Origin of the sequence: Leucothrix pacifica (assembly GCF_003172875.1) — a bacterium.
Taxonomy (GTDB): Bacteria; Pseudomonadota; Gammaproteobacteria; order Thiotrichales; family Thiotrichaceae; genus Leucothrix; species Leucothrix pacifica.
On the sequence record NZ_QGKM01000035.1, the window covers coordinates 1 to 21,057 of the forward strand.

18 protein-coding genes are annotated in these 21,057 nt (G+C 45.9%); 2 read left to right on the forward strand and 16 right to left on the reverse strand.

Annotated elements, in window-relative coordinates; translation table 11 throughout:
* Positions 1-422: 422 nt before the first annotated feature.
* The 5 genes from DKW60_RS12095 to DKW60_RS12115 all read right to left on the reverse strand — a co-directional run bounded on the left by DKW60_RS12095 (position 423) and on the right by DKW60_RS12115 (position 5,915).
* Positions 423-1,340 carry an ABC transporter ATP-binding protein gene (locus DKW60_RS12095; RefSeq protein ID WP_109837912.1) on the reverse strand — a complete coding sequence of 306 codons (918 nt, stop codon included), beginning with the start codon at positions 1,338-1,340 and terminating at the stop codon, positions 423-425.
* 13 nt (positions 1,341-1,353) lie between these two features.
* Positions 1,354-2,325 (reverse strand): ABC transporter permease, encoded by a 972-nt coding sequence (locus DKW60_RS12100; protein WP_109837913.1) that lies wholly within the window; start codon positions 2,323-2,325, stop codon positions 1,354-1,356.
* A 69-nt stretch (positions 2,326-2,394) separates the two neighbouring features.
* A complete protein-coding gene (locus DKW60_RS12105; protein ID WP_219988746.1) occupies positions 2,395-3,795 on the reverse strand; it encodes a CmpA/NrtA family ABC transporter substrate-binding protein in 1,401 nt (466 codons plus the stop codon).
* Positions 3,796-4,104: 309 nt separating this feature from the next.
* Positions 4,105-5,334: a CmpA/NrtA family ABC transporter substrate-binding protein gene (locus DKW60_RS12110; protein ID WP_109837915.1), complete on the reverse strand. Its 1,230-nt coding sequence runs from the start codon at positions 5,332-5,334 to the stop codon at positions 4,105-4,107.
* Positions 5,331-5,915 carry an ANTAR domain-containing response regulator gene (locus DKW60_RS12115; protein ID WP_109837916.1) on the reverse strand — a complete coding sequence of 195 codons (585 nt, stop codon included), beginning with the start codon at positions 5,913-5,915 and terminating at the stop codon, positions 5,331-5,333. The genes DKW60_RS12110 and DKW60_RS12115 overlap by 4 nt, the downstream gene beginning before the upstream one ends.
* 135 nt (positions 5,916-6,050) lie before the next feature.
* Here DKW60_RS12115 and DKW60_RS12120 point away from each other — a divergent pair, with 135 nt between their 5' ends.
* On the forward strand, positions 6,051-6,878 hold the full coding sequence (locus DKW60_RS12120) for a metallophosphoesterase family protein (RefSeq protein WP_109837917.1): 828 nt from the start codon (positions 6,051-6,053) through the stop codon (positions 6,876-6,878).
* Here DKW60_RS12120 and DKW60_RS12125 read toward each other — a convergent pair.
* The 10 genes from DKW60_RS12125 to DKW60_RS12170 all read right to left on the reverse strand — a co-directional run bounded on the left by DKW60_RS12125 (position 6,875) and on the right by DKW60_RS12170 (position 18,797).
* Positions 6,875-8,470 (reverse strand): sensor domain-containing diguanylate cyclase, encoded by a 1,596-nt coding sequence (locus DKW60_RS12125; protein WP_109837918.1) that lies wholly within the window; start codon positions 8,468-8,470, stop codon positions 6,875-6,877. The genes DKW60_RS12120 and DKW60_RS12125 overlap by 4 nt on opposite strands.
* Positions 8,470-10,083: a sensor domain-containing diguanylate cyclase gene (locus tag DKW60_RS12130; protein ID WP_109837919.1), complete on the reverse strand. Its 1,614-nt coding sequence runs from the start codon at positions 10,081-10,083 to the stop codon at positions 8,470-8,472. The genes DKW60_RS12125 and DKW60_RS12130 overlap by 1 nt, the downstream gene beginning before the upstream one ends.
* Positions 10,084-10,166: 83 nt before the next feature.
* A complete protein-coding gene (locus DKW60_RS12135; RefSeq protein WP_109837920.1) occupies positions 10,167-11,087 on the reverse strand; it encodes a helix-turn-helix domain-containing protein in 921 nt (306 codons plus the stop codon).
* A gap of 47 nt (positions 11,088-11,134) precedes the next feature.
* Positions 11,135-12,643, reverse strand: a complete 1,509-nt coding sequence (locus DKW60_RS12140) for a mannitol dehydrogenase family protein (protein ID WP_219988745.1) — start codon at positions 12,641-12,643, stop codon at positions 11,135-11,137.
* Positions 12,643-13,416, reverse strand: coding sequence for an L-iditol 2-dehydrogenase (locus DKW60_RS12145; RefSeq protein WP_109837922.1), 774 nt, complete (start codon positions 13,414-13,416; stop codon positions 12,643-12,645). The genes DKW60_RS12140 and DKW60_RS12145 overlap by 1 nt, the downstream gene beginning before the upstream one ends.
* A complete protein-coding gene (locus DKW60_RS12150) occupies positions 13,416-14,417 on the reverse strand; it encodes an ABC transporter ATP-binding protein (protein WP_109837923.1) in 1,002 nt (333 codons plus the stop codon). The genes DKW60_RS12145 and DKW60_RS12150 overlap by 1 nt, the downstream gene beginning before the upstream one ends.
* Positions 14,418-14,426: 9 nt before the next feature.
* Positions 14,427-15,257 (reverse strand): carbohydrate ABC transporter permease, encoded by an 831-nt coding sequence (locus DKW60_RS12155; protein WP_109837924.1) that lies wholly within the window; start codon positions 15,255-15,257, stop codon positions 14,427-14,429.
* Positions 15,258-15,270: 13 nt separating this feature from the next.
* Positions 15,271-16,149 (reverse strand): carbohydrate ABC transporter permease, encoded by an 879-nt coding sequence (locus DKW60_RS12160; protein WP_109837925.1) that lies wholly within the window; start codon positions 16,147-16,149, stop codon positions 15,271-15,273.
* Positions 16,150-16,267: 118 nt separating this feature from the next.
* Entirely contained in the window at positions 16,268-17,572 is a 1,305-nt protein-coding gene (locus tag DKW60_RS12165) for an ABC transporter substrate-binding protein (protein ID WP_109837926.1), read from the reverse strand.
* Positions 17,573-17,765: 193 nt separating this feature from the next.
* Positions 17,766-18,797 carry a LacI family DNA-binding transcriptional regulator gene (locus DKW60_RS12170; protein ID WP_109837927.1) on the reverse strand — a complete coding sequence of 344 codons (1,032 nt, stop codon included), beginning with the start codon at positions 18,795-18,797 and terminating at the stop codon, positions 17,766-17,768.
* A gap of 351 nt (positions 18,798-19,148) precedes the next feature.
* On the opposite strand from DKW60_RS12170, the gene DKW60_RS12175 reads away from it, so the two are divergent.
* Positions 19,149-20,060, forward strand: coding sequence for a DMT family transporter (locus tag DKW60_RS12175; protein WP_109837928.1), 912 nt, complete (start codon positions 19,149-19,151; stop codon positions 20,058-20,060).
* A gap of 155 nt (positions 20,061-20,215) precedes the next feature.
* Here the strand turns inward: DKW60_RS12175 and DKW60_RS12180 are convergent, their stop codons facing one another.
* The gene (locus tag DKW60_RS12180) at positions 20,216-20,896 is read right to left on the reverse strand and encodes a tellurite resistance TerB family protein (RefSeq protein WP_109837929.1); all 681 of its coding nucleotides are present in this window, start codon (positions 20,894-20,896) and stop codon (positions 20,216-20,218) included.
* Between the last annotated feature and the right edge of the window lie 161 nt (positions 20,897-21,057).

Below are 21,057 nucleotides of genomic sequence, written 5' to 3' on the forward strand. Positions count from 1 at the left end.
GCTAAATTTTTAGACTACTAGGTTGCGTAGTGCACGATACAGAATTTCACTTGTAACTTTATCTGTTATCTTTTTTCTCAGTACATTAGTTGTAGCCTTCACAATATCTACTAAGATATTGTCAATTCCAGTTCTAGCTAGCTCAGTTAAAGGCTCCATAGATCATCACCAAACCTATTAGTAAAATAGTCAATTATTAAATTTGTAACATGTGACCAAAACAAGTATCCCACTTTTCTCTAAAATAATTTAGCATCACAAGATTTGAAAAAACAGCATCCTTCTGAGTAATAATACACCATCCAAACCAATTACTGCTTAGGAAAATTATCTGAAGAACTACCCACCTTTCCTCCTTAATTTACACCCCATAAAAAAAGCCTCCAAATAGGAGGCCAAAACTTACAAGGTACAACTCTTTATTAAGCGGCTTCAGTCTTCACTTTTTTTTTGATATCCACCAAGTTTGACGCTTCTGCCTCTACTGCCTCAGTCGCAGCTTCTTCGGCCGTCTCAACAGTTTCTTCAACAACCTCAGGCTCTTCTTCAATTTTCTTTCCATGTCTCTCATACAAGAAGCTCAGCACCGCCTTACGACAACGAATATATTCCGGCGTCTCAGACATCGCGACACGATCACGAGGGCGTGGCAGGTTGATATCCAGAATCTCACCGACCGTTGCAGCAGGGCCATTGGTCATCATCACGATGCGGTCAGACAGTAATACCGCCTCATCCACATCATGCGTGATCATAATCACGGTATTACCAAGATCCTTCTGGATCTCCATCAGCGAGTCCTGAAGGTGTGCACGGGTCAATGCATCCAATGCACCAAATGGTTCATCCAGCAACAGAACCTGCGGCTCCATCGCCAAAGCACGAGCAATACCCACACGCTGCTTCATACCACCGGAAATCTCATCCGGACGCTTATCCATGGCGTGATCCATGTGAACCAGACTGAGGTTGTGCTCAATCCATTCCTTCATTTCAGCTTTGCTTTTCTTGCCTTTAAAGACGCGTTTTACCGCAAGCTCAACGTTTTCATACGCCGACATCCAAGGCAGTAGTGAGTGGTTCTGGAACACGACCGCACGCTCCGGGCCTGGCTCATTCACTTCTTTACCGTCCAGAATAATGCCGCCTTCAGTGGCTTGATATAAGCCAGCAACGATATTCAAGACGGTGGACTTACCGCAACCGGAGTGTCCGATAATGGATACGAACTCCCCTTTTGCAATTTTTAAATTGACTTTATCAAGCGCGCGATACGGGCCATTCGGCGTCGGAAAATCAATCGAGGCTTGGGTGATAACTAAATGTTCTTTGGTGCTCATTATTTCTCTCCGATTAACGCAAGGCTTGGCTTTTATCCCAGGAAACATACTTCTGCAGCGTCAACATGCCGCGATCCAGTAAGTAACCCAGTACACCGATGACGATGACCGCCACCATAATACGACCCAGTGAATTAGAACTTCCGTTCTGGAACTCGTCCCATACGAACTTTCCAAGGCCAGGGTTTTGCGCCAGCATCTCTGCGGCAATCAGTACCATCCACGCAATACCAAATGACAGGCGTAAGCCGGTAAAGATCATTGGAACAGCAGATGGCAATACAATTTTTACAACGTGTGTCCACCAGCTCAGACGCAGTACTTTGCTCACGTTCTGCAAGTCCTGACTGATATTGGCAACGCCGACTGCGGTGTTAATCATGGTTGGCCACAAGCAACACAACATAACCGTTAGTGCTGAGGTGACGAATGATTTTTCAAACATCGGACTGTCAGAGACGTAAACCGCACTCACAATCATGGTGATAATCGGCAACCACGCCAGCGGTGACACCGGCTTGAATACCTGTATTAGTGGATTAATTGCCGTGTAAACTGTTTGGCTTAACCCGGCAATAATGCCGATTGGGATAGCGATGAGTGAAGCGATTAAAAAGCCTGCGCTCACTGTCAGCAAACTCGTCCATATCTGATCAAAAAAGGTCGCCTTACCCGTGTAAGCACGAATCTTAACAACAGCATTCGGGTCTTTTTCTAGTTTTTTGGCATTGCGCACTTCTTGTCGCTTGATAAAAGCCGCTTCTTTTTCACGTGCCTCTTTGTGCTCATCCACCAGCCCTACAAACTGTTGGAAGACCTGAGTAGGCCCTGGCACTGCGCCTAGTGACGTGACAATTTTGGGCGCACCCATCTGCCAGATCCCCAGAAAGATTAAAATACCAATTAGCGGGACGGTCATTGTTTTTATTTTTGGTAGTAACCAGTCCATTCCTGTTGTGCTCGCGCTGTCGATTCGCTCAGACATATCATTCACCCTTTATTTCTAATCAGGAGCTGCCACCACCATGAGCGCGGCAGCTCCTTAACTTAAGCCTTACAACTTGTCATCACCTTTCAGACCAATTTCAAAGGCCTTCAGGTAATCATTCGGTTTTGTACCGTCAAACGTCACACCATCAATGAACTCGCTCTGAGGCTTTTTGTAACCAGTCTCAGTTTCAAAGTCAGGGAAGTCTTCAGCTTTCAACGTACCGTCAGCAATTAACTCTTTAGCAGCCAGTGCGTACAGGTCAGGACGGTAAACGCTCTTCGCAGTCTCATCGAACCACTTATCATCTTTAGCATCAGAGATTTGCCCCCAACGACGCATCTGAGTTAGGTACCAAACAGCGTCAGAGTAGAACGGGTAAGTTGCGTTATAACGGAAGAACACGTTGAAGTCAGGCACGTCACGTTTGTCGCCTTTTTCATATTCGAATGTCCCAGTCATTGAGTTTGCGATTACCTCTTCATCCGCACCAACATACTCAGACTTAGCCAGAATCTTTACTGCTTCCATACGGTTAGCGTTGTCATTCGCATCCAACCACTCACCAGCTCGGATCAGTGCTTTAACTAAGCGAACCGTGGTGTTTGGATATTTCTCAGTGAACTCTTTAGTTAAACCAAACACCTTCTCTGGGTTATCTTTCCAGATCTCGTAGTCAGTAATAACCGGTACACCGATGCCTTTAAATACAGCCTGCTGGTTCCATGGCTCACCGACGCAGTAACCGTGAATAGTACCGGCTTCCATGGTTGCTGGCATCTGTGGTGGAGGCGTTACAGAAAGCTGTGCATCCGCATCAATTTGACCTGTGATGTCGTTCTTGTGAGGTGCATAGTAACCAGGGTGGATACCACCAGCGGCTAGCCAGTAGCGAAGCTCATAGTTGTGAGTTGATACCGGGAATACCATTCCCATTTTGAAGGCTTTACCTTCCTTCTTGAAGTCTTCAACAACAGGCTTTAGGTAGTCCGCTTTGATTGGGTGAACAGGCTTACCGTCTGCAACCGGTACGTGCGGCTTCATTTTTTCCCAGATTTCGTTAGAAACGGTAATACCATTACCATTCAAGTCCATTGAGAAAGGCGTCACGATGTGTGCCTTGGTACCGAAACCGATGGTTGCTGCCAGTGGCTGACCTGCTAGCATATGCGCGCCGTCTAGTTGCCCGTCGATCACACCGTCTAACAATACTTTCCAGTTAGCTTGCGCTTCCAACGTAACGTACAGACCTTCGTCTTCAAAGAAGCCTTTTTCATAAGCGATGGCTAGTGGAGCCATATCGGTCAGTTTGATAAAGCCGAACTTTAGTTCCTCTTTCTCAGGCTCACCCAGCTCAGCAAATGCAGCCGTTGATGTGAATGCGCCTGTGCCGACAGCAACACTGAGCGCCAGTGCTGACAGACTACGCTTTAGTAGTGAGCGACGTGTGATCTTTTGGTCTTTCATCATGTTCCAGTACCTTTTTCATCATTCAGAAAACAAAAAAGCCCCGCACTCTGCGAGGTGGTGGCTTCACCTGCAAAATCCGGGGCATCATTACCCTTAAAACTATTTTTTAACCCTGAACTACACTGCTCAGGACTTTAGTAAGCAATCGCCATTGATTGTTAATAATTTGTCTTGCAACTACCGTGCCAATTTTTACAACGCAGCTAATTTACCGTTGTATAGCCGAGGTCAATCATACTTCTGATATTGCGCCGCACCATTTAAGTGAGCATCAATTGATTCAAGCACATGAAACGTGCATCACAATTACCCTTGCTGTGCATTGAGCTGAAGCAGTTGCTGACGAAGCTTGTCAGTCGCCACCCATGAGCTACCCATAGAGATAGGCTGGCTCGCGTCTTTAAACACCCATGGTGACTGGTGAATCACCTCCGGTTTGTACTGACTCATCGGATAAGGTAAGCCTAATGATTCGGCAACCGACTGGTATACATCCATTCGATAAACAGCGTTCAGCAACTCAGGCTCATTCACCTTATGAGTCAGTTGGCCGGTATGGCGCATTTGCTGAAGAAAGAACTGTCCATGCGAGTGCCAGGGGATGGTCGCGCCATAACGATAGAAACAATTGAAGTCTGGTAATGAACGTGCTGGTTCATCGCCTGAGTACAGACACTGTCCTAGCAACGGCCCACTAATTTGCGCAAGTGGCACATTAAGATATTCTGGCTGTGACAACCACTCTGCCACCTGAAGTCGTCCCTCAGGCTCATCCAGCCATTGCGCTGCCTCTAATAAAGAGGCAATAAGCGCCTGATGCGTCTGCGGGTATTGATCTGCCCACTGCTTGGTGACACCCAATACTTTTCCGGGGCCGTTGTTCCACATCTCATAGCTAGTGGTAGCGATACTGGCCACGCCCTGCCTGACCGCGATTTGATTCCACGGCTCCCCTGCACTAAAGCCGTCTATTTCACCATTCGCTAATTTCAGTACCATTTGCTGCGGTGGGATCACCCGCAGCTCAACGTCTTTATGCGGATCAATACCCGCATTCTCTAACCATGCATTGAGGAGGTAGTGATGTTGTGAGTAAGGAAACACATGAGCAAACACCAGTTTACGATCACGCTGCTCACTCAGTAGCTTTTTCAATGGCTCAGCACTCAGTGGTGAGCATTGAAAGCTCTCCGGTTGCACCTGTTTCATCTCTTCCATCAGACCGCGCGATAGCGTAATGGCCGAGCCGTTTAACCCCATACTAAAGGCGCTTTGCATGGCAATGCCTAAACCATCAATCCCCAGACTTGCAGCCAAAGGCATTGGCGCCAACATATGTGCGGCATCTAAACTACCAAAACCAACCCGGTCACGAATATTCGCCCAGGATACCTCTCGCTGCAGATGGACGTTGAGGCCGTATTTTTCAAACAAACCACGTTCTTGAGCCACTACTAAAGGTGCACAATCCGTTAATGGTAAAAAGCCGATATTGAGTTCTGTTTTTTCCGGGTGATAGTGGGTGGTGTGTGTCATCCAATATCTCCCAATAGCGACATAGCAGCCGTAAAGTTACGGGCTGCTTCGCCAATTTTCATATTACGATCCATCGCCATTTTACGCAGCAGTTGATACGCCTCTTCTTCACTAAGTTGACGGTGTTTCATCAAGATACCTTTAGCCTTATCAACGTCTTTCCGGTCTTGTAAGCGCCCCTTTGTCTCCTCCAGTTCATCTTTAAGTTGTTGGAATGTCTTAAAGCGTGCAATGGCGACTTCCATTACAGAGTTCAGGCGGTTCTCAGATAAGCCATCAACAATATAGGCACTCACACCCGCATTAATAGCCGCTTGCGTGGTTTCATAATCACTCTGTTCGGCAAAGAACACTACCGGCTTGGGCAGCTCTCTGTTGACGGTACGTAAAGACTCCAGCGTATCGCGGTCCGGACTCGCCATCTCAATAATAATAATGTCTGGCGAGTACTTTCTGACCTCAGTCATTAAGTCGCGACTGCCATCGACAACGATGACATTCACGCTGTCATCTGCTTTTAGCTCATTTTGTAGTACATCGGATCGTTCAGCATTGCCGTCGACCAACATGACTTTAAGCATATTTGAGTTGCCCTTAGTAAGTGTTTAGTAAAATTGGATGCAAATAATGTGCCACTACAGATTACCATTACTTATTACCAGAAACATGCTATATAAGAATACGGAATCATCAATATAAGGACATTTGGAGTAGGCATGAAGTTTGTACATATCAGTGATTTACATGTCGGAGAACATGCCACCAGAAATTCACTCGCTGAGAAGTTAGTCGAGAAAATACAACGACGTTACAGCGCATGGCGAGAAAAACCTCTGCTATTAATCACCGGCGATTTTGTGCATGACGGACAGCAGGAACAGTTTCAACAGGCCGAGAAGATATTATTCAAGTTACACAATGCCGGCTTCCCAATTCTGATGTGTCCGGGCAACCATGATTACGGTAAACAAGGACTAGATGACGACTACAACTCACGCTACCACTACAATCAATTTGCTCTGAAACTAACAACGCGTGAATCTGACCGCGATGCACCGTTTCAAAACGTCCACAACGGGCGCTGGAATTACCCGATCGTGAATAAATTTGACGATAACTACTTCATCGGTCTGGACACAATGGAAGGTGTTTTCAAACTGAGTTGGTACTACCGGATGTGGGCACGCTTTACCGCTGCCGGCTGGCTAGGCGATTCTCAGCTCACTAAACTGGATGATGCGATTAAGAAGATCCGTCAGACAAGCCCAGATGCCAATATCATCTTATATATGCACCATCACCCGTTTCGTTTTAACTTCCGCTTCCGTGCGATGCAGTTATACGACCGCACACGCCTGCATCAAATCATTGGTAATCAGGTCAATATTTTACTGTTTGGTCACAACCACGTTGAGAAACGTTTGTATGACCAACAGCGTGAGCATGGCATTGGTGTGGTTCAGGTATTTGGCACCAGCACACACGACAGAAATACACCGTTCTATGAAATAGACACTGAAACCAGACAGGTACAACGTATCTAGACGGCGGCTTTGTGATTAATAACGGCGATCTGGTTTTTGCCGTTATTTTTGGCCTGATAGCAGGCTTCATCAGCTCTTGTCAGTATCGTTCGACTCTCCTCACCAGCGCTAAACGGAGTCACACCAATACTAATACCTAACTTGGCATTCAGGTACTTACGCTGCCCCTTTATCAATGAATTCATTTTTAGCAGCACAATGCGCATCAGCTTGTGAACCTCACCCAACTCACGCCCACAGACCAACACTAAGAACTCATCCCCACCAAGACGACACAGCCTGTCATGACGGCTCATATTTTTCTTTAACAAATCGGCCATGGCGATTAGGAACTCATCCCCGGCAAGGTGTCCGCTGGTATCATTCAACAACTTAAAATTATCGATATCCAAAAAGCACAAGACGCGCTCTTCACCTGCCTGGAATGCCTCCTCCAGCAAAGGCATAAAGCCTGCCCGGTTATATAAATGGGTCAATGGGTCATGCGCTGCTTTAAACGCGAGTTTTTCCTGATAACGGGTATCGCGCCATACAAAAATGGCAATATTGCTGTCAGCATCGACGATTGGCGTCGTCCGTAGGTCTGCTGAAATATAACTACCATCTTTGGCAATTAGCGATACTTCCAGAGAGTTGATCGGATTATTATTGGATAAATTAACAATGGCCTCGGCTAGTATTTTCTTGTGCGCGCTACCATGGAATTTGAATAAATGCTGCCCTGTTAATTCAGCGCTTTCGTAACCCAATACCTTTTCCAGCGTGTGGTTAGCTTCCAGAATCAAGCCGGTCTGCAGATTAACCGACGCTAATAAGTCCGGAGAATATTCAAACAAACTCTTATAGTAATGGTTGGAGGAGCTCGTCTCTTTATTGGTTTCAACGTAAGGGGTGATATCTCTGGCACACACAATCACACCGGTAATTTCACCCTGATCATTCCTGTAAGGGCTTTGTATGCTATCCAGATTAATCACATTCTGTTTAACAGGGTCAATGAGCTCAAACTGAAAACGTACCGTCTCACCTGTATTGATTGTTTTATCCAACATGCTGATCAGCATATCTGCCTGATCACCCAGCAAGTCACGGATATTACGTCCAATAACCAACTCTTCTTTAAGTCCGCTGTGCAACAGAAACGCTTGATTAGCAATCCGGTAATTGTAGTCGTTATCAATTAACAGCATGATCTCTTGAGAAGAGGCAATAACCTGCTGATAAACCTCTAAATCCTGATCTTTTTTCACCTGCGCCGTATTATCGACAAAAAACAGGTACAACAAAAAATCATTATCACTACGGCGACATACCTGCAAAGACACATCGATAGTTTGAGATTTGCTATTTTTCAGAAGCACATTGAGGTTCATCTCACTGTTAGGCGGTATGGTTTTCAATACTCTGGCCAGTGGGATATATGAGCTTTCTTCAATAAACTTGAACAGACTAGTTTCCAGAATTTTGTCAGACTCACAACGTATTTTTTTAGAAAACGCCGGGTTATGGTAAACAATGGAGGCTGTCACCCGATCCACACAAACCAGCATGTGCGGTGATAATTCCTGAATGATGCGTGTTAGCTGTGTCATCAAGCCACCTGCACTTCATAAGTAGTGACTTTGTTTTTACCGGTACGTTTAGATTGGTAGCAGGCGTTATCCGCACGCTGCAATACGACCTTCCGCTGCTCGTCACTGGTATAGGGCGTAATGCCAATACTGACGCTAAGATCACTCTCTGAGTAGCGCTCATCACTGGATACCAACTCAGTAACACCTCGATTGATCATCTCCATGGAGCGTTCAGCAACCTCCAGATCATCATGGCAAAGCATCGCGACAAATTCATCGCCACCCAGTCGCCCCAGCACCTCACCTTCCATCAAATCAACCATAAGTTTGGATAGCTCCATCAGAAACTTATCCCCCAACAAATGACCAAAGCGATCATTTAGCGTTTTGAAGTTATCAACGTCAAAATAACACAAGGTTTTCCCTTCACTGCGCCTAAACGGCTTTTCAAATTTCTCCATAAAGCCGTCACGGTTTAATAAGCCTGTTAAGGGGTCATGAATGGCATCATATGCTAACTGTTTTTGACGACTGATATCACGCCAAACAAAGATCGCAATATTCCGCTCCCGGTCAACCAAAGGCGTGGTTCTTAAACTAACAGGGATATGTTCGCCCGACTTCGTTGACAAGCTCAGTTCAAGATCTGAAATAGCATCTGTTTCATTTAAGGTCGCGACAGAACCGGCGAGCATTTCTTTGCAGTTCGTATCATGAAAATCAAATACACTGGAGCCAACAACGTCCTGGCAATCATATTCCAGCACTTTTGAGAACATATCGTTACATTCAATGATCTCACCACTAGTGATATCGACAGATGCCAACATATCCGGCGAATGCTTAAATAACATTTTGTAGTAGCTCTGTGATGACTCCATCGCCTTCTCTGCCAGATGCTGCTCCGTGATATCACGAGCACCGACAATCACCCCACAAATCTCTCCCTCTTTATTGTAATAAGGAGAGTGCATACTATCGATATAGCGAACCTCGTTGCTTAAGCCAGACCCCGTGTAGGGGTGCAGCTCACGAACCACTTCGCCATGCTTTAATGTGCGATCAATCAGCTTTACTAAGTCTCCGGCATCATCCTGATATAAGTCGAATAAGGTGTTGCCAATAATATTATCTTCAGAGACCTGATGATGCTCAAGATAAGCACGGTTAACCACTTGATAGCGGTAGTTATTATCAATTAGCGCAATGAGTTCTTCCGTTGATGAGAATATCTGCTCATACACACGCAGGGAGCGATCTCGTTCTTGCTGTTGACGAATATCATTCAAGAATAGAATCAATTGATCAGGATCAGCAGGATTCGCGTGAGTATTGAGTACTATCTCAAAGCATTTCCCATGCTTATCTAGAAAACAAAGCTGCGCTGTTTGCACGGGATCGCGCTTGGCGTCACTCAATAAGCGCGCCAGAGGAATATAACTTTCATCATGAATAAAGTCATAAAGAGTGATTTGGTCAGTCTCATTATCCGGACACACTAGCTCGCGCTCAAAACGCTTGTTTTTATACAACACACATGCACTTTCTCTATCGATACAGGCCACAATTAAAGGGCCTACATCTTCAAGAGAAGTATAGATATTGTCGAGCTGAACCGCTGCGTAACTCATTGTTGATTAGACAACTTATTTTTATGATTAATAGCGCTAGTCTAGCAATGACGTCATGAATAAAGGATTAATTGGAGAGTATATTAACGTCCAAAGCGCTCTTCACCTTGCTTGCGGAACTCACTCGGTGTCATGCCTTTTATTTCCATAAAGCGGCGATTGAAGTTTGCGACATTGTTAAAACCGACGTTATAACAAATCGTACTAATGTACTGCTCAGTCTCCATTAACAACTGACAAGCACGATTGATTCGCAGGTGATTGACAAAGTCTGTGAAGGTATTACCGGTGGCACGTCTGAAATAGCGAGAAAAACGACTCTCCGTCATGCCAATGCGCTCAGCAATCTCTGACATCGTAAACGGCGTCGCATAGTTAGCCGTCATATAATCAACAACTTCACTGATCTGATGTAACGAGGCATCATCATCAAAACTTTGTAGCTGTACGCTTGAGAGCAGACGATAATCCTGATGCTGCGACAGCTTTGAAAGGAGTCTGAGGAAAATTGAAAATCGCTCAAGACCGGAGGATTGTAAAATCCGACCCATGCTTTCATTGGCAATGTCACTCATACCATTAAACTCGATGCCATGCTTTGCTCGCTCTAGCAGCGGAAATGCTTCGCGCAACTCGGGGATTAGCTCGCTGGCTTGACGCAGAGGTTCGTCAGGAAATTGCAAAACACGATCACGTATCTCAACACCCTCCTCTGCGATTTCAGTTGAAATCCAGTTATGAGGAAGGCGGGGGCCTGTTAATACCAGGTTACCGGGCTTGAAGCGCCCGATATAATCCCCCACAAAGACTTTGCCACTGGTTTCAGTAATCAGATGAAGCTCATATTCTTCGTGATAGTGCCAGCGAATCAGAGGGTTCGGCGCGCCGTGCTCCAGACAGCGAATATAACCGAACGACCCTTCAGGCTCATAGCCCAAATCAGGGTTTCTTTGGAAAGCATGCTCTAACTCAGGTGCTCGAGTTTTAGGTGATTTATTACCCATTTCATCCTCCTATGTTATCACAATGTCACCATCGGAATTAAATGATACTAGCCACCTGATTGACTACAATACTCTGTTAGTGCTGCTTCAACGCCCTGATCCCAAATCAAAGTCAACCACTTTGAAAAGGCATCGGTAAAGCGTTTTTGCTCAACCAAATCACCATAGGTTTGACTCATCTGAAGCCACGCTAATGGCTCTGACTTCGCCTGCTGAGCTGTTGCAAACAGGTCATCCCAGAAAGGATCATTGGCTTCAATTGCGCTACCATCTTCACGTGTGCCAGCACACATCCGCGCCCATAGCGCCTCAACAAGACTCAGACCCTCGATTGAACCATCTGATGCTAAGCCATCGCGTAAAATCGGCAAGATGAAACCCGTATGACGGGATGAACCATCAAATGCAACACGTCGCGTTGTATCAAGAATCGCAGGATTAGAAAAACGCTTAACGATCAGGTCGATATAAGCATTTGGCTCCATACCCGGAACGGCTTTAACATGTGGTGCAATATCTTCGTGTTCAACTTTAGCGAAGAACTTAGCGATCAAAGGATGGGCCATACAACCAGCAATGGTTTCCATTCCTAATAACTCACCAGTATTCGCCAGAACCTGGTGCCCGCCATTCAAAATACGAATTTTCATCGCTTCATAATCATGCACGGCGTCAGTGAACGTAACACCCACCTTATCCCAATCTGGTCGACCCGCACAAAAATCATCTTCACTCACCCATTGGCGGAATGATTCATGGGTAACCGGCACAGCATCATCAATACCAAACTCACGTGCCATTGCAATTTCATTTGGACCGGTAACCGGAACGATGCAATCCACCATCGAGTTTGGAAAACTGCAATTTGTATCAATCCAGTCCGCTAACTCAGGGTCAGATAGCTTAGCGAGAGAAACTACAGTCTGGCGTAAAATAGCGCCATTTCCCTGTAAATTATCACAGCACTGCCCGGTAAATGGGCCAACACCACGCTCACGGCGCAACTTCAATGCAGCGATCATTGCGCCGAAGGCAGTAACCGGTGTATCCGGATTTTCTGCATCATGAATGATATCAGGATGAGTCGCATCAAAACCCTTAGTAGCGGGGTCAATATAATAGCCACCCTCTGTCACCGTCAACGCAACAATCCGGATATCCGCAGCCGCCATGCGCTCGATTAAAGGGCCGTTGCCTTCTACGATATCAATATAATCGATCATCGAACCAACCACTTCAGCCGATGTACCTGACTCAGGGTCAAGTTCGATTAAAGTGGTCAAATAATCCTGAGCAGCCATCTTTTCGCGCTGCACATCATCATAAGGTCGCACGCCTGCGCCGATGATTGCCCAATCCTGTGCAAGGCCCATCTGCATAAGCCGATGTAAATACCAAGACTGGTGAGCGCGATGGAAGTTTCCAAGACCAATATGCACAATACCTGGCGTCAACGTCGTCCGGTCATAATCCGGCCGCACGACATCAGCAGGCAGGCTTGCTAAAGTTTCGTTACTGAGTTTTTGTGGTACCACGTTTAGTTTACTCTCTGTCATTAGCTCATCCATTGTCCGCCGTCGACGTTATAGGTTTGAGCAACGATATAATCAGCTTCGTCACTCGCTAGAAAAACTGCCATACCTGTCAAGTCACCAGCCACGCCCATTCGACCATAAGGTACTGCCTCACCCACTTCCTTTTTTTTCTGCCCTAAGGGCTTATTTTCATACTTAGCAAAAAAAGCATCGACACCATCCCAATGCTCTCCGTCTACCACACCCGGTGCGATAGCATTCACATTAATACCGTGCTCGATAAGGTTTAACCCAGCAGATTGGGTAAGACTGATCACCGCTGCTTTTGAAGCACAATAGGTAGCAACCAATGGCTCACCGCGACGACCTGCCTGACTCGCCATGTTAATAATTTTGCCACCACCACCACGTTCTATCATGTGCTTGGCGACTGCTTGCATCGTAAATAAAACACCCGATACATTGATCGCGAACACATCGTCGAAGTCTTTACGGCTAATCTCTGTTAACGGTGCAGCACTAAATATCGCCGCATTGTTAATGAGAATATCTATTTGCCCGAGCGCTTCTATCGTAGTGGTCACTGCAGAATCAATACTGTCTTGTTGGGTGACATCCATTGCAACTGCAATGGCTGCCTCCCCAAGCATTGCTGCTGCTTCCTGTGCGCGCTCGATATTAATATCGGCAATTGCTACGCGCGCACCCTCAGCAATATAAGTCCGGGCAAACTCCAAGCCTATACCACGAGCTGACCCCGTGATTAATGCAGTTTTGCCAGATAATCTATTCATTAGAGACGAAGACCATCCGCGTCAAACTTGTGCAGATGAGCAAGATCCGGAGTCAAAAATATCTTTGCCCCATAGTTAAGCTCTACTTCTCCTGTCGCACGCACTGTCAAAGGATGCTCAAACGCATCGCACTGTACATGGAAGAATGAATCAGAACCCAAATGCTCAGATACACCAACAACGCCTTCCCACATACCGCTCTCGTGAGAGATTGAGATATGTTCCGGACGAATACCAATCGTCGTCGCTCCGTGCTTTTCTGCTTCAGCACCCTTTAACAGGTTCATCTTCGGGCTACCGATAAAGCCGGCAACAAAGGTATTGCGTGGCGAACGGTATAGCTCTAACGGGCTTCCAACCTGCTCAATAACACCGGCCTGAAGTACAACGATCTTGTCTGCCATCGTCATCGCTTCTACCTGATCATGCGTTACATAGATCATGGTAGTAGCAAGTCGCTTATGCATCTCACTGATTTCCAGTCTCATACCCACACGCAACGCGGCGTCAAGGTTTGAAAGCGGCTCATCGAATAAAAACGCTGATGGCTCACGAACAATTGCTCGTCCGATCGCAACACGCTGACGCTGTCCACCAGATAGCTGACCAGGTCGGCGATCCAGATAATCAGTCAGGTTCAGAACCGATGCTGCATCTTCAACGCGTTTTTTGATTTCAGCTTTATCCATTTTCGCCATGCGTAGTGGAAAAGCGATGTTCTTGCGAACTGACATGTGCGGATACAGTGCGTATGACTGGAAGACCATTGATAGTCCACGCTTAGCAGGAGGAACATCTGTCATCTCCTTGCCGTCAATATTTACCGTACCACTGGTTACATCCTCTAAGCCGGCAATCAAACGCAGCAGCGTTGACTTACCACAACCCGAAGGACCAACAAACACAGTGAATTCACCGTCTTCTATCGTCAGATCTAGTGGCGGGATAACTTGTGCATCACCGAAACTCTTGCTGACCTTATCAAGTACAAAACGTCCCATAATTTCCTCTTATTTCACTGCGCCGAATGTTAAACCACGTACCAACTGCTTCTGACTGAACCAACCCATAATCAAGATGGGGGCAATAGCCATTGTTGATGCTGCGCTTAGTTTGGCAAAGAACAAACCCTCCGGGCTTGAATAACTCGCAATGAAAGCGGTAAGTGGAGCAGCATCTGCTGCTGTTAAGTTAAGTGTCCAAAACGCCTCGTTCCAAGCTAGGATGACGTTTAGAAGTACCGTTGATGCAATACCAGGTATCGCCATTGGTGTTAACACATGAATAATTTCATCACGTAGCGATGCACCATCCATTCGTGCTGCCTCCAAAATATCGACCGGAATCTCTTTAAAGTATGTATAAAGCATCCAAACGATAATTGGCAGATTGATCAGCATCAAGATAAAGACCAAAGCAATTCGACTGTCCAATACACCTAACTCAATACAGATTAAGTAGATAGGGTAGAGCACACCAACTGCTGGCAGCATCTTAGTAGAGAGCATCCACAACAAAATGTCTTTTGTACGCTTTGATGGTACGAAAGCCATCGACCACGCTGCTGGTACAGCAATGATGATCCCAAGTAAGGTAGAACCACCTGCTATAAAGATAGAGTTCCACAAAAACTTCGCGTAATCAGATCGTTCCAGAACCGCCTTATAATTCTCCAGTGTCCAATCAAAGAAGAAGAAAATCGGTGGATCACTAATTGCCTGTGCCTCAGTTTTGAAGCTGGTTAAGATCGTCCACAAAATTGGGAAGAAGATTAATAACCCTAATGCCCATGCAAAAAAGGTGTTCATCGCTTTACGTTGATTTGTAACTGCGCGTGCCATATCTCGTCCTCCCTTAAGCGTCTAAATTCTTGCCAACGATGCGCATCAGGAAGATGGCAACAATGTTAGCGAGGATAATGGCATATACACCACCGGCGGAACCTAGCCCAATATTCTGACTATCCAGTACTCGCTGGAAGATTAAGTAAGTCAGTGTCTTGGTACCAAATGCACCACCTGTAGTAACGAAAATTTCCGCAAATACTGCTAATACGAAGATTGTTTGGATCAGAATAACAATCGTAATCGAGCGTGACAGGTGAGGCAGAATAATGTGCCAGAACCTTTTCAGCTTTGGTGCACCATCTATCTCAGATGCTTCAAGCTGCTCACTATCAAGTGATTGGATTGCAGTCAGTAATATTAGAGTTGCAAATGGCAGCCACTGCCAGGAAACAATAATAATGATGGAGGGCAAAGACGCTTCAGATAGCCATAAAACCGGCTCTGCACCGAAAAACTTCCAGAGATGTGCAAGGATTCCGTTAATGGGATCCATGAACATGTTTTTCCAAACTAGCGCCGAAACCGTCGGCATTACAAAGAATGGAGCAATCACTAATATGCGAACGACACCTTGTCCCCACATCGGCTGGTCTAATAACAGCGCCAGCAAAACCCCTAGCGTTACAGTGATTATAAGTACACTAAGGACGATAATTAAAGTTGTCTGGACACTTGGCCAGAATGAACCAGAACTGATAAAGCGTTCGTAGTTTAAAAACCCAACCCATTCCAAACCGTCTGATAGCGAATCGCCACGCAGAGGTAAGTATTTTTTGAATGAGAAAAACAGGGTCATAATCAACGGCACGAGCATCCAACCAAGTAGGAGGACGACCGCAGGAGCCATCATCATACAGGCAGCGGATCTTGAGTGTTGCGTAGCCATGATATTACCTCACTGTCAGCCAAGTGGCAGCGTTTGAGATGAAAAATAGATGGTTTAAACTCAGAGAGCGGCAGGACTGCCACCCTCTGGGACTTGCTAGATGGAGCTGTGTAGCTGGTTATTTGTAACCAGCAGCTTCCATAGCGTCATTGGTGATTGTCTGTGCCTTAGCTAGCGCTTCAGCAATTGTTTGCTTACCAGCGTATGCAGCAGAGAACTCTTGACTTACTTCTGTTGCGATACCAGCAAACTCAGGGATTGCAGCGAACTGAACACCTACATAAGGGCTAGGATCTACAGTAGAAGCCTTAGGGTTAGCAGACAGGATTGAATCCAAAGTCATCTGAGCGAATGGAACCTTTTTGTAGTTCTCATTCTCATACAATGAAGTACGTGCTCCAGGAGGTACGTTAGCCCAACCTTCTTTAGCAGCAACTAACTCAATGTAGTCAGTAGAAGTAGCCCACTCGATGAATTGCTTAGCAGCAGCTTCTTTCTGAGTACCAGCAGGGATAGCCAGAGCCCAAGCCCATAACCAGTTAGAACGACGACCCATGCCGTTGTCAGGTGCTAGAGCGAAGCCGACTTTATCAGCAACTTTAGAATCCTTAGGATTTGTTACGAATGAAGCAGCAACTGTTGCATCGATCCACATGCCACACTTTCCTTGTTGGAAAAGAGACAAGTTTTCGTTGAAACCGTTTGTTGCGAAGCCCTTAGGACCAGCATCGTCCATCATGTTCTTGTAGAAGTTTAGCGTGTCAGACCACTCACGAGTGTCAAACTGTGCATTCCACTTCTCATCGAACCAACGAGCGCCGAAAGAGTTAGACATTGCAGTGATGAATGCACCACCTTCACCCCAACCTGCTTTACCACGTAAGCAGATACCATTGATATCAGCATCACGGTCAGTCATCTTACGAGCTGCACGTGCGATGAAAGACCAAGATGGAGACTTAGGCATTTCCATGCCAGCTTTTTCCATAAGATCTTTACGGTACATGATCATTGAAGACTCACCATAGAATGGTGCAGCGTACAAAGTACCGTCGTATGAAAGACCACCAGACATAGCAGGTAGGATATCAGCAGCGTTGTAGCCTTCGCTTAGATCATCCAGAGGAACCAACCACTTGTTCTTACCCCAAATCGGAGTCTCGTACATACCGATAGTCATGATATCGAAAGCACCACCTTTAGTAGTGATGTCAGTCGTTACACGTTGACGTAGTACGTTTTCTTCTAAGGTTACCCACTCAACAGTGTGACCTGTTTTCTTAGTGAAATCTTCTGTCATGCCCTGCATACGGATCATGTCACCGTTGTTTACAGTAGCAATAGTTAGCTTATCGGCACTGGCAACACCAGCAGATAGAAAGGACGCCGCAACAGCTGCGCATAGGGTATTCTTGAGACTCATAATCTCCTCCTTGGTTATTAAATACCAAAATCTAATAAAACATATAAAAGTATCTTGGGTCAATAAATTTTTTTACGCGTGTAAAAAAACCCTCAGGCGTATTACATTACTAAAATTTGACTCGGGTCAAATTTTATTTCTACTCGTGTAAAATATTCTATACTATCCCGAATTCACCAGAGGAGTGATATGTTTATGCTGACTCCCGCAATATCAGCTTGGCCGGAAACAACTTCTCTTCACGCTGTTCAAATCGGCCCCCACACTCAATCAAGCGGAACAATGTCTCCACAGCATGCTTTGATACCGACATATAATCTTGTGCTGCCGTGGTTAACGAGGGACAGGTAAACCGTGAAAAGGGATGATCATCCAGTGATGCGACGCGTAAATCATCACTCTCGTCTCGCCCGACCCGAACTCCTCGTTCGTAACAAGCAGCCAAAAAGCCAATAGCGAGCCGGTCGTTGCTACACAACACCGTACGTGTTGGGAGGCTTTTTTCCTGAAGTAACTTGATTCCACCTTGATGACCAATCTCCTCAAAGCCCCAGCCCGTTCCATCAAGACTCACAACATGAGGCTCAAAGTCTAAGTCGTGCATGATGCTTAGATACGCTTCACGACGCTTATTCGCGTTAGGATTAGCAGGATGTTTCATTTCAAGGAAGCAAGGGGGCTCCCCGGTTCGGGTAAGGTATTCAACGGTTTGAGAGATAAAACTATGATTATCAGAACCAATAAAGGCCTCGCCTATTCCTTCAAGATTACTGTCAAACAGAACAGTCGGAACGTTACTACAAAACGCTTCAATCGCTTTGTGATTAGATATTCTGCCTAAAGGAGCGAGCAAAACTCCTGCGGGCTTCATTGCGCGTAAACTATCCAATATTTCCATCTCAAGTTTTTGCTCACCATGTGAACTGAACAGTGAGGGTGAATAACCAGTATCGATAAAAAGGCGCTCGATGAACCGCACCATTTCAGCGAAAAACGGGTCAGCAAGATAAGGCACGACAATGCCAATATTTTTGGTCATCTGACGGTTCTGATTGACCGCATAGATATTCGGACGATAGTCGTAACGCCCCAGCGCCTCTTCGATTTTTGCCCGACTTGATGGTTTTATACTGTCAGGATCATTGAAATACTTCGAAATCGTTGGGCGCGATATACCACAGGCAATCGCAAACTCTGCCATATTTCTGATCTTCTTATCGCTCATGTCGGGGCGCCTTCTCCTTTACCTTATTAGCGAAGCATTATAAGCATTTAGCTCGCCTGATTACTAACCCGTCTTAAAAGCTCCTCTCTGAGCCTAAGTGTTCTACCGGCTTAATCTTGCGATAAAACCAAGCTGCGACAAAGCTTCCTATCTAATAATTCGTACGATATAGTCACTACAATGTTCAAAACACGTCAACCATCATTAAATCGAACCAACTCACGTTGGTGGCTGCTTTGCATCTCATGCGAAGCGGTTAGTGTTGCGTTGAAATAATCAAACATTGGCTGCGGAGTTCCCGGAGCCATTCAATATTTCGTCCGGTACCTGCATCCACTAACGGAGCTTAACATGCCGGAAAACATAGCTAACTACCTTGAAAAAACGCGATTAGACAGCGGACTACTATTAGCGGCAGGTGGCACCGCCATGTTTGCGCTGAAGTCGATATTTATAAAGTTGGCGTATCAGGAAGGTGTCGATACCACTACCCTGCTCACTCTCAGAATGATGCTCGCCATACCGTTTTATTTGGCGACCCTACTCTGGTTAATCTTCAAAGAGCACCAAGCCATGCCGCAAGGGAAAAACCTGCTGGCAGTATTGGGTTTGGGATTTATCGGTTACTACCTGTCTTCTTATTTAGACTTGCAAGGGCTGAACTATATCTCTGCCCAGTTAGAACGCCTAACCCTATACAGCTACCCCATTATGACCACGTTATTGGGCTGGTTGTTTCTAAAAGATGTAATCACTAAGCGTGTGATGCTGTCATTATTGCTAACTTACAGCGGCGTGATGATTCTGTACTGGCACGAAGCAAACTTAATCAGGCCAGATGCCACTATCGGTGTGTTATTTGTCATGGCAGCAGCCTTTACTTTTTCTTGTTACGTAGTGTTCAGTAAGCCCTATATCATCCAGTTAGGCAGTCGCTTATTTACCAGTATTGCCATGTTGGCCTCTGCAGCCTATGCACTCCTCCACTTCGGATTCAGCAATGAGCTTACAGACTTTCAAGTAAATGGTGCGGTGTGGTTTTATGCTGTACTGCTGGCGTTCTTTTGTACCGTTTTACCCAGCTTTATGGTCAGTGAGGCCATTGCGCGCATCGGGCCATCAAAAACAAGCATAGTCGGAACGGCTGGGCCTGTGTTCACTATTATGCTAGCCGTCATACTCCTGGGTGAACCGTTTGGTTTAGTACATTTTGCCGGGATGGTTTTGGTGATGTTGGGGGTGGCCTTACTTGGGAAACGATAGGATAAGAGACCATTTATTGTTCGGTACTCCCTGTGTGACGCCGACACATAGGAAACAAGATTACGCAAGCCCAAACAAACAGGCTTGCGTATATCAACACTGCCGCTCCTCTTCATTTTCATAGCAAAAAGAACGGTATGCCGTTTACCAATTACTCATAACGCTTTTTGATCCGCGACGAGTTGCTCAATCTCTTGCACCAGTGGCTGAGGCAGTTCCAGACGTGCCGCTAACATCGCCAGATAACCTCGTTCAGCAGCATTATCAACATCAATTGCCAATAACGAAGCGGTATAAATTTCTGCTGCAACTTCAGGACTTGTCGCGCTCTTTACAATGGTATTTATATCAACCGACTGGTTCATCTCTCTTACCAGTAACGCCTGATTTTCACTGTCTAATCCCAACTCTGAAATCTTCTCAAAGATAACCTGGCTTTCTTTACTATCCATCACGCCATCCGCATTGGAAGCCGCGATCATCGCGCGAACGAGCGTCAGTGCAAGCTCATCATTAGCTTGTTGGTTTTCTAAGGCGGGAATAAAGGCAGAGTCTTGCGGTGCAGAGAATAACTCTAAGTCTTTGGCTGGTGTCTTCGTCGGAGGTGGTGTCGTGCCACCATCGTTGCCTTGGTGCTTGTTGTATTGCTTATAAGCCGTAAATGCGAGCGCACCCACCGCCGCAATGCCGCCCGCTTTCAATGCCGTTTTACCGATCTTTTTCTTGGTTTTTTTTGACATCATGCCTGTCGCAAGTCCGCCCGCTAAACCACCAGCAAGCCCCGTGGCTGCGCCGCTATTCAACAACTGCCCAAGCAATTTATTAATATCCGCCATTATCTGTTCTCCCGTTATTGTTTAAATTGCTGCGCTTTAGAATACCTTGAGTCAGTGCCATTATCGTCTATGACGTTTTATCAATCAGCAATGTTCGTCGTGAATCGTTAAGTGTGTCATCTCTGTACACGACAAAAAACTAAACGACCGAATATAGTTCA